This is a genomic window from Nocardia wallacei (assembly GCF_014466955.1).
Taxonomy (GTDB): domain Bacteria; phylum Actinomycetota; class Actinomycetes; order Mycobacteriales; family Mycobacteriaceae; genus Nocardia; species Nocardia wallacei.
Window position 1 is genome coordinate 6,243,022 of the sequence record NZ_AP023396.1, and the last position, 13,345, is coordinate 6,256,366.

Below are 13,345 nucleotides of genomic sequence, written 5' to 3' on the forward strand. Positions count from 1 at the left end.
AATGCACTCCGGAACGGCGCGGGTGGCTGGTCGCGATCCCCTGTCATCTCACGCCTCCCGGGAAGCGCTCATCCTGCTTCGACTCGGTGAGATACCGCACTGCCATCCCGATACTGGCCTCGATTTCCCCGCTGGCAGCGATGACACCATCGAAGGTGACGACGGAGATGTTTCTGGTCTTGAATTCCTCCAGGATCAGGCGCAGGTTTTTCCAGTTCTTGGATAGGCGTCCGATGCTGGGGACGATGAGGTAACGCACCTCCGGATGTTCATCGAAGTAGTTGAGCACGGCTTGAAACGCAATGCGGTTCTTGAAGGTGGTTGCCGACGCGCCCATCTCTACGACCTCGTGCACCAAGTGCAGCTTCGCCTCGTCCGCTCGTAGTCGCCCAAGCTCACGAAATCGCTCGATCCTCTTGTCGGGATCCTTGGGCACGGCCGCAAACGATATAAATAGTACGGCTGATCCGCGATCCTTACTCATAGTGTGATCACCTGCTATTTTGTCCATGTTCTTCACTCTCATATTCCCCTCCCGTTAAATTTATGCCATTTTGGCCGGTTTTTCCCTACCGTCCGAACGATAACTCTCTTTCCGCAATTTGTGGATAGGGTTCTTGGCGCGAAATTTACATCTTCGGCAGATCAGCGAGCGAATACGTGAAATCTGCCAAACAACGGCACGACGTCGTGCCGCTCCAAGTCAGGATCGTCCGCAATGGCGGCGCGGACGAGAGCTTCGTCCGTGAAACTGCCGCGATACGCGCCAGTGAAACCGCGATAGAGGTCATCGGATGGTTGAGCTGGTTGCAGGGCAAGAAACGCAAAGAATGCATCACCGTCCGCCAGCGGCCTGACCGCAGCTGCCACGTACGACGCCAACCAGCATGCCCACCGTTGACGATCATCGGCATCAGGTTCAGAGCGGAGGTCCAACTGAATGAGTTCTGACACCAGAGCATCGGCTACCACCCCGTCGTGAACGAATTCCGACAGCGCGGGATGATAAGTGTCCGTCCGGTCAAGCTCGACAGCGATCAGACGCGCTGTGGTGACGTCCAGCGCACGCCTCGCACTTATCGCACGGGCAATTCCAAAAGCGATGATGTCTTTGGTTCCATTACCGCCCATCGTCGCCGCCCTCCGTTCCACCGTCCGCCACGGCGGCTCGCATCTCATGCGGAGACGCTTCCTCGTTGCCGACTGTCCTGGTTATGATTTCTTCAAGAAACCCGTCGCAGGTACAGACTTGAAACAGCTCGGTACGGATTGATTCGGTCGCCTCGATGAGCCGGGCCAGCTGCTGGCCGCGCCTGATGTCTGGCACTACCCACAGCACTGACGGGAATAAACCGTGCTCGGTCTGATAGCGTCCACTATTGAAATATCTCGTATAGGCGTCGAGTTTGCGCCGCAGATGCGGTCCCCGTTCAGTCCCTCGGTCCAACTCGATGAACCAATGGTGCTCGTATTCGACACCTGCCGTAATCGCGTGGAGGTCCGGTTTGAGCGCGGCTCGTGTTCCCTGCCGACCGACGTAGTACTGGTGGGCAGCACCTTCGACCGCGAGGTTCACTAGTTCGATATCGCCGCGCATGGCGGCTTCGCGCAGGACAACTCCCAGTTCGCTGACAGCGAGGGTGTGCTGGATGAATTCGCGCGACGGCGCGGTGTAGCGCTTGCGGTGCCCTCCGGACCGCAGGTGGCGCAGCAGCAGGTCCCCTCGTGATGCCAGTTGCCATACCAGCTGATCCGACCCGCGCCGGGTGCCGCCCTTGCGGCGCTTCTGGTCGTTGAGCGCGACGATCAAGCCATCCGCGGCCAGCCGGCCGAGCACTCGGGTACACGCCCGTGTTGCTGCCCCGATGGAGCTGTGACCTTCGGCGAAGTGGAGTCGCTGAAGCTGGCGCGTAGTGAGCAGACAGAACTGCTCGACGTCTTCCAGCGCCGCCAGATCGCGCCGCGAGAGGCGTTCACGCAGTGTGCCCAGCTGGCGAGGGCCGGTCCGTCGGCGAATCGGAGATTGTTCAGCAGGGCGAGTCATCGGCCGACTCCAGGCACGGGCCGACTGAGACCGCTGAACCAGCGGTCAGTCACATCCCCAAAGGGAGGAAGGAGGCCGAACGACCCCGGAGAACGACGAGGCGAGAGCCATGCGGTCGGAAGGGCGGCCGGACATCGTCTCGTCCCTTCGTCTGCCCCCGTGAGCGTCATGCTTCACCTCCCTCACGCGGTGTCGTGCGGCGCTTGCGCCCCACCGCGATTGGACGTTCGGTCGCGTCCGCCCTATGGATCGCTGTCGATTCCGCGGCGGGGTCAGTGTTGCCGTATCGCTGGCGGCTGGTCGCGCGGATCTGTGAAGCCAGTCCAGTGGTGGGCGGCGGCGGCAGTGTCTTGATCGCCGTCCAGCCGCTCGACTCACCATCGGTCACGACACGTGCGTAGGCGTGGTGCTGGGGCAGCTTCTGGATGTCAGCGGCGTCGAGTTCCGGCGCCAGCTTGGCGATGTCGGCCGCATCCTTGGCGCTCTCCAACCGAAAGATCACCTTGGTACGAGCGTTCGAGTCCACCGATTCGAGCAGTTCGGGTGGCATCTGCTTCCGCGATTGATGAGCCAGTAGCCAGGCGACGCCGTACGACCTGGATTGAGAGAGCGCATCACCGAACGACGTCGGTAGGTGCACGAAGTTCTGGCATTCATCAACCACGACGAAGCCGGGCCGATTCATCGGCTGGTCCTCGCTGGCGCGCTCCAAGGTTGCCATCCACGCTTCGGATACAAACAGGCTGCCGATGAGCTGCGCTGTGATCGGGCCAATGAGTCCGTCATTGAGGGCGATCAGCACAACCTTGTTGTCGCGGAAGATATCTCGAAAGCGATACTGCGGCCGAGCTTGACCGAGCATGCGCGCTACGGACGGCCGCAGCAGATACCGGCGCAGTTTGTTCATCGGCGCGGCGATCATGGCGGCTTGGGCAGCGGGTGAGAGATCGTTGTAAGAAGCCCAAAAGCCTTCGAGCACTTCGTCATCGCCAACTTTGCCGATGGCCGAGCGTCGGACGTGTTCATCAGTGAGCAGCCTGGGCATATCCAGCAGCGTGAACGGTTCACCGCGCCGCTGTCCGGCTCGCGCCAGCGTCAGCAGGCTCGCCAGGAAGACGTCCTCGGTCCGCGGTCCCCAGCCATCCGCGAATACCGCCTTGAACACGGCCAGCAGTCCGTCGACCACCACATCGGGATCACGGTCGCCGACATCGAGCGGATTGAAACCAGGCGCCTGCGGATCGGCTGGGTCGATTATTACCACGCGGTCCATCTGGTCTGCTGGTATGCAGCGTTCGACGATGTCGTCGATCAGCTGTTTCTTCGGGTCGATCACCAGCAGGGCATGACCGGCTTCGACATCGGCCCTTATCTGCGCCTGGAGCACCGTGCTCTTCCCGGAACCCGTAGGACCGAGAATTATTTGATGCATCAATGAATCTCGGGCGCTGATCCCGATCGGTATCTCGGTGCCCGGAAGAGCAGTGTGTCCGATGAGCCGCCTCGTTTCGGATGGCATGCGCCTGGGCAGCAGCAACTTCGGGTGTACCGGCGCCACGCCAGGCAACTCGGCGCCGCCAAGTGGCCATCCCATCACGCAGGGCAGTTCGGCCGCCGTGAGGCGCAGAGGCCAGCGTTTCGGCGCTTCGGCCCTGTCGATACCGGAAGGCCGTATCCGTGCGGCCACGAGAGCAACGTCGGGCGGCTTCGCGTTGGATAGCGCCCCGAGTAAGCCGGTGCCGAGCCGTTTGGTCCGTCCCTTGGACGCTGCCGTGATACCTAGGCGCAGCGAAGCGCGGAAGCCGTTGTGCGCCAGGCGGTGCTCGATGGTCTTGGCAATGCCGGAGGGTGCCGGTTGCGTGCCCTTGGTGACGGTCCGCCAGAGCGATTGCCCGGGATCCGGGATGTGGCCGCGCACGGTATGGCCGGCAATGGTCGGACCCAAGAGGAGTTGCACGACCAGTTGCTCACCCGGAAGCAGTTTGGCGTTCAGCGCGGAGAGCAGTGCGGCGGTCGTGACGTCAGCCTTCGCTTCCAGCAATCCCAGCGAGCCAGGGCGGGACGAGACGCTCGCAGCGGTCGCCACGTTGGTGCGCGGTCGTTCTGGCGTGAGCGGCAGCATCGTTAGGCCGGGCAGGAGGTCACTCAGTGTGCGGTGAACCCACACAACGTGTTCCGCCTCGGTGCCCAGCAGGTGGCGAGTGCCCTTCGAATCGGCGCGACACTCCAACGCAATACGAGGTGAACCCATGTCGGCTGCCAGACGGCCGAATGGCCGGACGATATCCTCGACACTCAGCGGTCGAGGCAAGTACAGCTGCGAAAAGACCAGTGGCTCAGTCATATTCGTTCCTCCGACTGATCAGTACCGTCGTTCGCACTGTCGTCGCTTTGGTCAGTTCGCTGGTTCTCCTGCGTCACTACTGCCATCTCCTCGGCCATGTCGAACAGGGCTCGGGCCAGCAGGTAGGTGTCGGGCGGATCGTGGCGTTCGCCCCGGACATAGATGCGACGATCGGAGTTCTTCCGATATCTGCGTTTCGAATTACCCACGACTGTCCCCCTTCCCACGACGTGTCCACCGATGACCCGTCGAAAAAGCGGCAGTGGTTCCTATTCCATCTATGACGGAAGCTGACGAGCGATACAACGAAGTTTGTGGATTCCACAACACAAAACCAGTCGTCTTTAAGCAACAGTTAATAACTACCATGGCTGTCTCCGCGCCCGCCATACCTCGATACCGACCACCACGATGCCGACGAGAATGCCGACACCCACCAGCCACGGCCAGATTTGAATTAGTATGTCGATCGTCATCGACAGGGCCACGACGCCAAACAACACCATCAGGCAAGCTCTGAAGAACCACTTGATCGGATCCTTGTGTTCCGAGTCGCTCATCGCGGCACACCCCTGTCGTGCTTCGCGTCCGAGGGCACGGGGTAACCCGGAATCACAATGTCGGAGTCGATCTCATTGCCCCAGGCATCCCAACCAGGCTGACGACGGCGGGCAAACAGTTCCAGATAGGGGCCGCCGCTGACCCGCTCGATGATCGCGTATTGCTCCTCGGGCTTGTGGCTGTGATCTTGTACCGGCGCGAAGGTCCAGGTCGGTTGCCCCCGGAAGTTGACCGGCGCAGCGCCTCTGGTACCGAGCAGGATGTGCTCAGACATATTTCGGAGATAAACACCCAAGCCTAGTCTCGTCTTAATCCAGGTCAGAGGCGACCGTGGCGTGAATCCCCAGGCTTCGAGTACGTCGTAGCCATCTCGCAAAGTTGCATTCGTCACCCACAACCAGCAATGGCTATCGGACTCGACCAAATCGGTCACTGGCATCGCCTTGATTTCGCGGAGAGTCATCAAGTTGTAATGCTGGTCGGCGCCGCGGTGACCCTTCTGATGGACATCCCAGGGAGGGTCGGCAAGCACACACTTGTAACGGTGTGGCTTCATCGAATAGTTCAATTGGTCGGTCATATCCATTCTCCTTATAACTGCTTTCGAGCGCGCGAACCCCGGGAAAGCCGATGACTGGGCCCGAATTAACGGGGCGCGCTGCAATACCTTTAGTTAATATCTATGCGTTGGACGGCTCAACCGTCCGACCGGGTGACGTGTCGCCCGGTGCGACCGAGCATCGCGGACGGACCATACGTACTGACCGCCGACGACTTGTGCTCGCATGTGGTAGCGCTTTGCGCGTTGTTCGATCCTCAACACGCGGCGCTGAAACGGTGACTAATTCGGCCACTTCCGTATTCACTCGATCGATAGTGCGAGAGGGACTGTGGCCGTATCAGCCTCGGAATCGGTGAAGCGGAGTCAGCCGACCGAGGAGTTGCCGTTGCTCAGGGCAAGCCGCGGCTTGCGCCCGATCTCGCTGGCAGCTGGCCCGTGACCGGCGACCGCCGGGTTCTGGTGCAGCGCAAGATGTTTGGACGCCATCACCTGGGCATGCGCTGCCTGACCTTCCAAGGAATACCGCAACCTGATGCGCTGCGCTCGTTCCCGCGCCTGTTCGGCCCACACCAGCGGCCATGACCTCGACAGTCGCGCATGAGCCCGAAGCTCTCGCCGATACTCCTGCCGGGCTGCTTCGATCTTGTCGGCGACCGCGTCGGCATGCCGATAGCTGTTGATCCAGCTCCCCAGCGCGATGCCAATCGCCAAGCCGCCGAAGACATATCCGGCAGTCTGCCCCTCGATGGCGGCGCGCAGGGCGAAGATGCCCACCGCGACGAAGAGGGCGATCAGGGCCGCGATCGTCGACGCGACCATCACGTACTTCCGACCGGCCAGCGGCCCGAGCAGCAGCGCCCGATACGGTTCGTGCTCCGGCGTCAGCGTGCCGTCGTCCTTTTGCCGTTCCTGGGCCTGTTTCAGATACTTGGCCTCGGTGCCGACCATCCCGGCCAGCACGGTGGCGACGCTGGCGGAGACGGCCTGCATCACGGCCAGCGCGGGCACCTCGCCGTAGGAGATGGCCGCGCCGCCGAGGCCCGCAATGTCCCCGAGAAGCAGCAACAGCAAAGCCAGCACGTATCCCCAGCGAGATCCGTGCTTCCGCTTTGCGAACGGGCTCAGCACGGCTGCCACGCGGGCATAGCGATCCCGCGCCGCCGTCACCAACGACCAATTGGCAGCCACCAGGTCTTGCGTCGATTGGCGGGCGGACTCGAACCCGGCCGCGGTGGCCGAAGCACGAAGCGCCTTCCGCTCACCAGCGGCGACGTGGATCTGGAGCTGTTCCGCTCCAAGGTCGTCGAACCGCTTCTCGACGTAGAACTCCGCCACATTGTTCGGCCGCGGCACAGCCGCCGCTCCTTCGACGGGATGGATGCGCGTCTGGCGCGCCTCCACCTCCAGTTCGGACGGACCACCGACAGCCCGCTTCAGACGCTGCACCAACGTATTTCGATGCACGGCTACCGCCCCGCACCGTCGGTCACCACGACGCAGCGCGCCGCATGAGTCTTCGCACAGAACGCGGCGTAGAACGCCTTCAACGCATCGACGTACGAAGTCGACGGCGGCGGCCCCGCCACCTTCCCGATATCCGTCAGGCGGACGTCAGCACCCGAAAGATCCGGCGCCGGAAGGCGGTCCGCCAGCTGCACCGCCCGCTCCGGCATCAACGCAGGGTCCGCCAGCACCACGCGCTCGGTCTGCGCGCCATCGGTCGTGATGACCGTATGCAGCACATAGCGGCTACCGTCCGGATCGAGCTGCCGCACATACTCGGCGCTAAGGCCCAGTTGAGCAATGACGTCCGTTCCCCCTGCCGGGAGCTTGGCACTCGCGGCAGGCAGGTTCTTCGACACCTCCGCCATCACGGAGTCCGTCACTGCCGGCTCACGCCGAAGCCGGGCATTCTCAGTAGCACCCGGCAGGTGCAGATCGCCGTCGTACACCGCCGCAGTCGCGGCCGACGATCCCGAGAAGGCGTCGACCCGCAGGTGCCCGCCGCAGACTGCGGCCCGGCGAACGAGTTCACGGACTGGGTCGAGGCGACCGTCGTCGGCTGCCACCGTGCGACGGCTGCCGCTCACGTCGATGGCGGCCCGCCCGGCAATCTGCCGCCCTTCCGGGCAACTGGCTACGATCTGCTTGGCCTCGGCCAGGTCGTGCGGCGCGGTGCCGGACGAACAGCCGATCATGGTCACCGCCAGCAGGACGGCGATGAACGCGAGCGTTGCGGCGCGCATGAAGAACGACAGCCTGTTCCAGGCTGCCGCAGGTAGAGTTATGGATTCCACTTGGATACTCCTTGTCTGAATGTGGAAGTTCGGGATGCGGGAGAGGTTTGAGTGGTAGGGCGCGGTGCCGGGCTGCTACCCGGCACCGCGCCCGTCGAGGACATCACCGTTCGCAGTACTTGAGCCACTGCCGAAACTCGTAATCGAGGAGACCGTTCAGCACACGAGCCTGAAGCACGGTCGTCGGAGCGGCGTACTCACGCGGTTCGACGAACTCGTTGAGCTCGTCGCGGAACTGCTCCATCCGGTCGCGGATGAAGTAGATGATCTCGCTGGCGACGTCCGGGTAGTCCCCTTCGGGGACGTCGAGCACCCGGTCGGTGGCCGGGGGAAGTTTGCGGGCAGATTCTGGATTCATTGACCGGAGCTCCTATGTTTGCGTCTGTACTAAAAGGTCATATCCAGATTCGCACTCAAGCCCACGACGGTGCCAGAGCGTTGACCATCAAGCTCTTGACGGTCACCGTCGCCTGACCGTCAAAGCCGTTGACAAGAAAGGTCGAAGATGATTAATTCAATAGTGAAGTATGTCGCACGAATTACCATCATCATCTGCTCCGGAAAGAGAACGAACACCGGAAGTATCCTTCTTTAATCTTGATGTGATGACTGATGAGCAAATTATTGTGCTCCACCGTGGCATTGGTGTTGCCGCAAACCGGGGAGAGTATCGAGAAGAGGATGGCTTCAATGCAATGGTGGTGGGCGACAGCATCAGTGAAAATATCTGGATGTCATTGCGGCAGCTTGCAGAGCGGCAACCGGACCGGGTCAAGCGCATTGTCGAAAAATGCGCGAATAGTGACATAGAAGAGGACTGGGATCTTCCGGCGAATGCAGTGAGCGGTTTAGTCGACCAAGATTACCCATTTGTACGCGACACGCTCATACGATTCATTACCGACCGCAGCTATGGCACTGCCATTGCCACAGATGGCGCTGAGAGAGCCGCCGAAAAATTAATACGGGATCGGTTGACAGATGGCCAAATAGCCGACTTCAACTACCACTACATTCTCGCCGGTGGTGAAGACGAGTTGCGGGCAGCCGACCCAAATCGGTAGCGCCTTTCCCTACCGTTCATGACGAGCGTCGGGCATACTATGGTTGTGCACCGTCCGCAGAAGCCGAAGTCAGAGCTCGAACGGCTAGCAGAAGACCTAAAGTTCGTTAATCCTTACGTCGACCGTGCGTTCACCGTGGCAGGTGGAGTTGACGAGCGCAGCAAGTACCGGACTCTCGCGGCTGTGATCAAAGAAATCGTTGGCGAAGAGCGCTGGAAAAGTCAATCACATCCAGCCTTTAGAGATACACTGCGCCAGGCGATCGACGAGTTTGTTCCTGAATATTTCACTGGTCGTGAGGCAGAGGATTCCCTAGACATTGGGAGGAGTAATCTATGGAAAGGCAAGCAAGAACGTCTATGCGCGGCGATTCTTTATGGTTTCAACGACAGTGAAGTGCTGAAGCTTCAAGGAATTTCCGAAAATACTGATAAAGTCTTAACCTTCAGAAACGACTACCGACCTGCGGTGCTTCAGATAGCTGGACTTGAGGCGGTGGCGGAGTCATCGGAGATTCGCATGATGCGGGTCATCCGCGATGATATCGCCCGCGCCCTGCTTAAGCTACGAGACGAAGTAGTTGCTGCCAGGCTGCGTATATCGTCGGTCCAATTAGTAGACGACGAAAAGTACTTGGTAAGCCGCCCCGATCTGATGAGCAGGCTACGAACCACAATAGGTCTCGGATCATCCCGACTAGTGTGGATACATGGCGATCCCGGCGTCGGTAAAAGCATCTTGGTTCGCAGCCTCCTCCAAGAGAGTGGTGTTGATACCGTCTGGGTCGACTGCGCAATAGATCCGACCGATTCGCGTAAGCTGCATAGGCAGCTGGTCTCGGTGCTTCAGGCACACGGAGTTGAAATCTCTCGGAACGATGACGAGGTGCGGCTTCAGTTCTGGGAACTCTTGAAGAAGAGAAATATCGGGTCCTATGTGGTCATTGAAAACCACGAAGCGGATACCCTTCCCGAACTAGCCATGCCTGCCGAACTATCCTCGATGGTAATCATCGTATCGCGAAGGCCACCGCCGAAGCATGTGCCTAGTAATTACATTCTAAAAATACCCGATCTGGACGAGGAGGAGTGCTTTGATTTGATCCGTCACCATCTGCCAAACGCTTCCGATGAAGACTGTGCACAGCTTCGAGACAAGCTATACAGCCGGGCGATACTCCTCGATCAAGCTTGCAGAACGATGCGCGCGCTGAACAAGTCCATATCTTCGTATCTGAGCGACATCGACAAGCCGGGAGAATTCATCAAGTTCATCGACGGCGCTTCTGATGAATTCAATCGAAGCGTCGGGGCGCACTACCGATATCTCCTGCAGCAAATAATAGAGATATACCCGAAGGCTGCAACCATTATGGCGTTCGGCGGGTATCTGCACGACACCCCCATACCATTCCTGTTCTACATATGGGAGTCCAACAATAAGCCGCCTATCGAATTCGAACCAATACATGAGGCGGATACGGCTAGATATGAATTGAGGTACGATCCACCCAGCGGCGGGACGTCATACGGGATAAAATCCTGGAAGGTTGATAAGTTCGACCTGTCCCAGGTGAAGCCATCGACGTATGTTGAGGTAGAAAACTCACTGAAACTTCTTTCCAATTTTGGCCTGGTAGACATACACTCCGGCTCGAAGTTGGGATGGCTGTTCCCCGACGATCGCGGTCTGTCTATTCATGAACTCACCGCACACGTTTTTGATGCGCTGATTCGTAGCGACGACGAAGGTTTGTGGGTGGCACGTCACCTACACTTCGGTCTTAGGATGGTTGAGGCGCTAATGGGGTCAGTGATGGGCTATGAACCTGACGGTTCGGAAGGCTGAATACGCGGACGCTTTTGCACCAAACGACCGGAATACACGCAATATTCAGACGACCGCAGTGACACGCCCGGATTCTCCGAAAGACCAGCTCAATATGGCCTGCAACGCTCATCTCCCCACCCACGGCGGCCGTCGAATCGGCGTCGCCCGCGTAGGCGGCCGGATGTCCTGCAACCGCGGCAGCACCTCCGTGTCCTCATCGTCCCGCCACCGTCGCTGAGCCGTCCTTATCGCCGGCAGTGGCTGGATCGGATCAGTCACAGCGCTCATCCACGCCTCTGAATCCCCCCGGCATGTCCGGAGACTTCATCTCTTGGAGAGGATGTAGTCGTGTCGTCGAGGAAGAAGTACCCGGCCGAGTTGCGTGAGCGGGCCGTGCGGATGTTCGCCGAGATCCGGGAGCAGCATCCGTCGGAGTGGGCCGCGATGGGCGCGGTCGCCGAGTTGCTGGGGGTCGGGCATCCGGAAACAGTCAGGACGTGGGTGCGCCGAGCCGAGATCGACGAGTGCGCCCGCCCGGGCGTCACGACTGAGGAGTCGGCCGAGCTGAAGCGGCTGCGGCGCGAGAACGCAGAACTCAAGCGCGCCAACGCAATTCTGAAGGCAGCGTCTGCTTTCTTCGCGGCCGAGATAGACCGGCCACAGCGCTGATCTGCAGGTTCGTCACCGAACACCAGGGCCACCGGGAAGTCGGCGGCCTTGTGTGGGGTGTGGAGTCTATCTGCGCCACGCTGTGCGAGCTTGGCGTAAACCTCGCCCCCTCAACGTATTACGAGTATCGCAAGCGAGTTCCCACGAAGCGTGAGGAACGCGACGAGGAGCTGAAGGTCGAGATTTCCCGGGTGCACCGTGAGAACTTCGGTGTCTACGGGGCGCGGAAGGTGTGGCTGCAGCTGAACCGGGAAGGTCACCAGGTGGCCCGCTGCACCGTCGAGCGGTTGATGCGCGAACTCGGGCTGCGCGGGGTAACCAGGGGCCGGGTCAAACGCACCACGATCGCCGATCCGGCCGCCGAGCGGCCCGCAGACCTGGTGCAACGCAAGTTCGCGCCGGCGGCGCCGAACCGGCTCTGGGTCGCCGACATCACGTATGTGTCGACGTGGTCCGGGTGGGTGTACGTGGCATTCGTGATCGACGCTTATGCGCGCCGTATTCTCGGCTGGCGGACGTCGACGTCGATGACCACCGGGTTGGTGCTCGATGCGATCGAGCACGCGATCTGGACTCGGGAACGTTCCGGCTGGAGCGTGAAAGATGTTGTGCACCATACGGATAGGGGATCGCAATATACATCTATTGCGCTGTCGGAACGGCTCGCCGAGGCCGGGATCCAGCCCAGCGTAGGCGCGGTGGGCTCGAGCTTCGATAACGCCCTCGCCGAGACCGTGAACGGTCTGTACAAGACCGAGCTGATCAAACCCCGCGGGCCCTGGCGCACCCTCGACCATGTCGAGTTCGCCACCGCCGAATGGGTGGATTGGTTCAATCACCGACGCCTTTACCAGTACTGCGGGGATATCCCACCGGCGGAGATGGAGGCTGCCCACTACGCTCAGAATCCAGCCCAGCAACCCGCCGGGCTGTCACACCAGTAAGTCTCCGGACTCACCGGGGGGATTCACCTCAGTATCGTCGGATGTCCCTGCTTCGACGTACGCCGAAGCATCGTCACTGTGACGGCCATGGATTCTTCGGCGCGGGCTGAACTCATGCCTGCCGCGCAGCTGGGTTCCCCTCCACCACACCCCGATCCGGAAACCCAGCACTGCCGCAAAGAACACCGATGCGGGCCACAGAATCCCGAGAAACGGCGACATCGCGCTCAAGACACATACATCGGTGACGGCCTGACCGTCTCCCCCAGATGCCCCACATCATTCGCCCGCACCAACCGCCACCGCCACCGTTCCGCTTCAGGATCGCACCAGCTAAGCCGTTCCCGCTGCCACACCGTCTGGCTCGTAAAGTCCACCCCGAACGTCACCTCCGCCCGGCTCCATGGCAACAGCTGGAGGAAGTGCTGCGCCGCAGCCACCACCGTCTCCTCGTGTCCTACTACCATCACGGTTTCTCCATAGTGCCGCCGCACGATCGCCTCCAGCTCACGGCCCGTCCGCTGCACCAGCGTGATCCAGGATTCCGCTCCTTCAGCGAGCGGCAGATGCGGCGCCAGGGCTGGCGTCTGCCCGAACGCCGCGATCACCTCCGGCCACGGCTTCCCCTCGGCCGCACCGTAGTTCGGTGCCAGCAGCTCCGGGATCACCGTTCGCCCGAGTGCCTTACCCACACTTTCTGCCGTGTGCCGGGCCCGTGCCGCTGTGGTGCTGTACAGCGCCGAAATCCGACGGCCGTCATCTCCTCGAGCCAGGAATTCACCGAGCATCTCGGCCTGCTGACGTCCGCGTTCGGTCAGACCGGTGCAACTGCGTTCGCCGCAGACCAGATTGTCGACGTTGCAGTGGGCTTCGCCGTGCCGGACCAAGATCAGGCGGCAGGGATAGTCGGCCATAGGCATAGGGCTCTCGTTTCGGTGAGGGAGACGGGATGGCTGGGCAGCGGCCGGGCACGGATCGGCCAGCGCCAGAGGCAAAGGGAAAGCGTTGGGCCCCCGAGCACACCTCGGTG

Annotated in this window: 14 protein-coding genes; 3 read left to right on the forward strand and 11 right to left on the reverse strand. The window is 60.9% G+C overall.

Annotation, left to right across the window (positions count from 1 at the left end; genetic code table 11):
• Positions 1-43: 43 nt before the first annotated feature.
• The 10 genes from NWFMUON74_RS27785 to NWFMUON74_RS27830 all read right to left on the reverse strand — a co-directional run bounded on the left by NWFMUON74_RS27785 (position 44) and on the right by NWFMUON74_RS27830 (position 8,166).
• Positions 44-436, reverse strand: a complete 393-nt coding sequence (locus NWFMUON74_RS27785; RefSeq protein ID WP_187684704.1) for a recombinase family protein — start codon at positions 434-436, stop codon at positions 44-46.
• Between the two features lie 209 nt (positions 437-645).
• Positions 646-1,131: a hypothetical protein gene (locus NWFMUON74_RS27790; protein ID WP_187684705.1), complete on the reverse strand. Its 486-nt coding sequence runs from the start codon at positions 1,129-1,131 to the stop codon at positions 646-648.
• Positions 1,121-2,044, reverse strand: a complete 924-nt coding sequence (locus NWFMUON74_RS27795; RefSeq protein WP_187684706.1) for a replication-relaxation family protein — start codon at positions 2,042-2,044, stop codon at positions 1,121-1,123. Before NWFMUON74_RS27795 ends, NWFMUON74_RS27790 begins: the two co-directional genes overlap by 11 nt.
• A gap of 166 nt (positions 2,045-2,210) precedes the next feature.
• Entirely contained in the window at positions 2,211-4,388 is a 2,178-nt protein-coding gene (locus NWFMUON74_RS27800) for a type IV secretory system conjugative DNA transfer family protein (RefSeq protein ID WP_187684707.1), read from the reverse strand.
• Positions 4,385-4,597, reverse strand: coding sequence for a hypothetical protein (locus NWFMUON74_RS27805; RefSeq protein ID WP_187684708.1), 213 nt, complete (start codon positions 4,595-4,597; stop codon positions 4,385-4,387). The genes NWFMUON74_RS27800 and NWFMUON74_RS27805 overlap by 4 nt, the downstream gene beginning before the upstream one ends.
• Before the next feature lie 153 nt (positions 4,598-4,750).
• Positions 4,751-4,948 (reverse strand): hypothetical protein, encoded by a 198-nt coding sequence (locus NWFMUON74_RS27810; protein ID WP_187684709.1) that lies wholly within the window; start codon positions 4,946-4,948, stop codon positions 4,751-4,753.
• Positions 4,945-5,529, reverse strand: coding sequence for an MT-A70 family methyltransferase (locus NWFMUON74_RS27815; protein WP_187684710.1), 585 nt, complete (start codon positions 5,527-5,529; stop codon positions 4,945-4,947). The genes NWFMUON74_RS27810 and NWFMUON74_RS27815 overlap by 4 nt, the downstream gene beginning before the upstream one ends.
• Before the next feature lie 345 nt (positions 5,530-5,874).
• Entirely contained in the window at positions 5,875-6,957 is a 1,083-nt protein-coding gene (locus NWFMUON74_RS27820) for a hypothetical protein (protein ID WP_187684711.1), read from the reverse strand.
• Between the two features lie 20 nt (positions 6,958-6,977).
• Positions 6,978-7,808: a hypothetical protein gene (locus NWFMUON74_RS27825; protein ID WP_187684712.1), complete on the reverse strand. Its 831-nt coding sequence runs from the start codon at positions 7,806-7,808 to the stop codon at positions 6,978-6,980.
• Positions 7,809-7,911: 103 nt separating this feature from the next.
• Positions 7,912-8,166 carry a hypothetical protein gene (locus NWFMUON74_RS27830; RefSeq protein ID WP_187684713.1) on the reverse strand — a complete coding sequence of 85 codons (255 nt, stop codon included), beginning with the start codon at positions 8,164-8,166 and terminating at the stop codon, positions 7,912-7,914.
• Positions 8,167-8,335: 169 nt separating this feature from the next.
• On the opposite strand from NWFMUON74_RS27830, the gene NWFMUON74_RS27835 reads away from it, so the two are divergent.
• The 3 genes from NWFMUON74_RS27835 to NWFMUON74_RS27845 all read left to right on the forward strand — a co-directional run bounded on the left by NWFMUON74_RS27835 (position 8,336) and on the right by NWFMUON74_RS27845 (position 12,315).
• On the forward strand, positions 8,336-8,872 hold the full coding sequence (locus NWFMUON74_RS27835; RefSeq protein ID WP_187684714.1) for a hypothetical protein: 537 nt from the start codon (positions 8,336-8,338) through the stop codon (positions 8,870-8,872).
• Between the two features lie 18 nt (positions 8,873-8,890).
• Positions 8,891-10,720 (forward strand): ATP-binding protein, encoded by a 1,830-nt coding sequence (locus NWFMUON74_RS27840; RefSeq protein ID WP_187684715.1) that lies wholly within the window; start codon positions 8,891-8,893, stop codon positions 10,718-10,720.
• 330 nt (positions 10,721-11,050) lie between these two features.
• A protein-coding gene (locus tag NWFMUON74_RS27845; protein ID WP_425301314.1) for an IS3 family transposase occupies positions 11,051-12,315 on the forward strand; the annotation gives its coding sequence in 2 pieces (ribosomal slippage) (positions 11,051-11,333 and positions 11,333-12,315; 1,266 coding nt in all).
• A 227-nt stretch (positions 12,316-12,542) separates the two neighbouring features.
• On the opposite strand, the gene NWFMUON74_RS27850 is transcribed toward NWFMUON74_RS27845, so the two are convergent.
• Positions 12,543-13,229, reverse strand: coding sequence for a histidine phosphatase family protein (locus NWFMUON74_RS27850; RefSeq protein WP_187684716.1), 687 nt, complete (start codon positions 13,227-13,229; stop codon positions 12,543-12,545).
• Between the last annotated feature and the right edge of the window lie 116 nt (positions 13,230-13,345).

Excerpts from the sequence above, each read along its gene's own strand:
- NWFMUON74_RS27790 (WP_187684705.1), bottom strand. The coding sequence starts at position 1,131 with ATGGGCGGTAATGGAACCAAAGACATCATCGCTTTTGGAATTGCCCGT.
- NWFMUON74_RS27795 (WP_187684706.1), bottom strand. The coding sequence starts at position 2,044 with ATGACTCGCCCTGCTGAACAATCTCCGATTCGCCGACGGACCGGCCCT.
- NWFMUON74_RS27800 (WP_187684707.1), bottom strand. The coding sequence starts at position 4,388 with ATGACTGAGCCACTGGTCTTTTCGCAGCTGTACTTGCCTCGACCGCTG.
- NWFMUON74_RS27810 (WP_187684709.1), bottom strand. The coding sequence starts at position 4,948 with ATGAGCGACTCGGAACACAAGGATCCGATCAAGTGGTTCTTCAGAGCT.
- NWFMUON74_RS27815 (WP_187684710.1), bottom strand. The coding sequence starts at position 5,529 with ATGACCGACCAATTGAACTATTCGATGAAGCCACACCGTTACAAGTGT.
- NWFMUON74_RS27830 (WP_187684713.1), bottom strand. The coding sequence starts at position 8,166 with ATGAATCCAGAATCTGCCCGCAAACTTCCCCCGGCCACCGACCGGGTG.
- NWFMUON74_RS27835 (WP_187684714.1), top strand. The coding sequence starts at position 8,336 with ATGTCGCACGAATTACCATCATCATCTGCTCCGGAAAGAGAACGAACA.
- NWFMUON74_RS27840 (WP_187684715.1), top strand. The coding sequence starts at position 8,891 with ATGACGAGCGTCGGGCATACTATGGTTGTGCACCGTCCGCAGAAGCCG.
- NWFMUON74_RS27850 (WP_187684716.1), bottom strand. The coding sequence starts at position 13,229 with ATGGCCGACTATCCCTGCCGCCTGATCTTGGTCCGGCACGGCGAAGCC.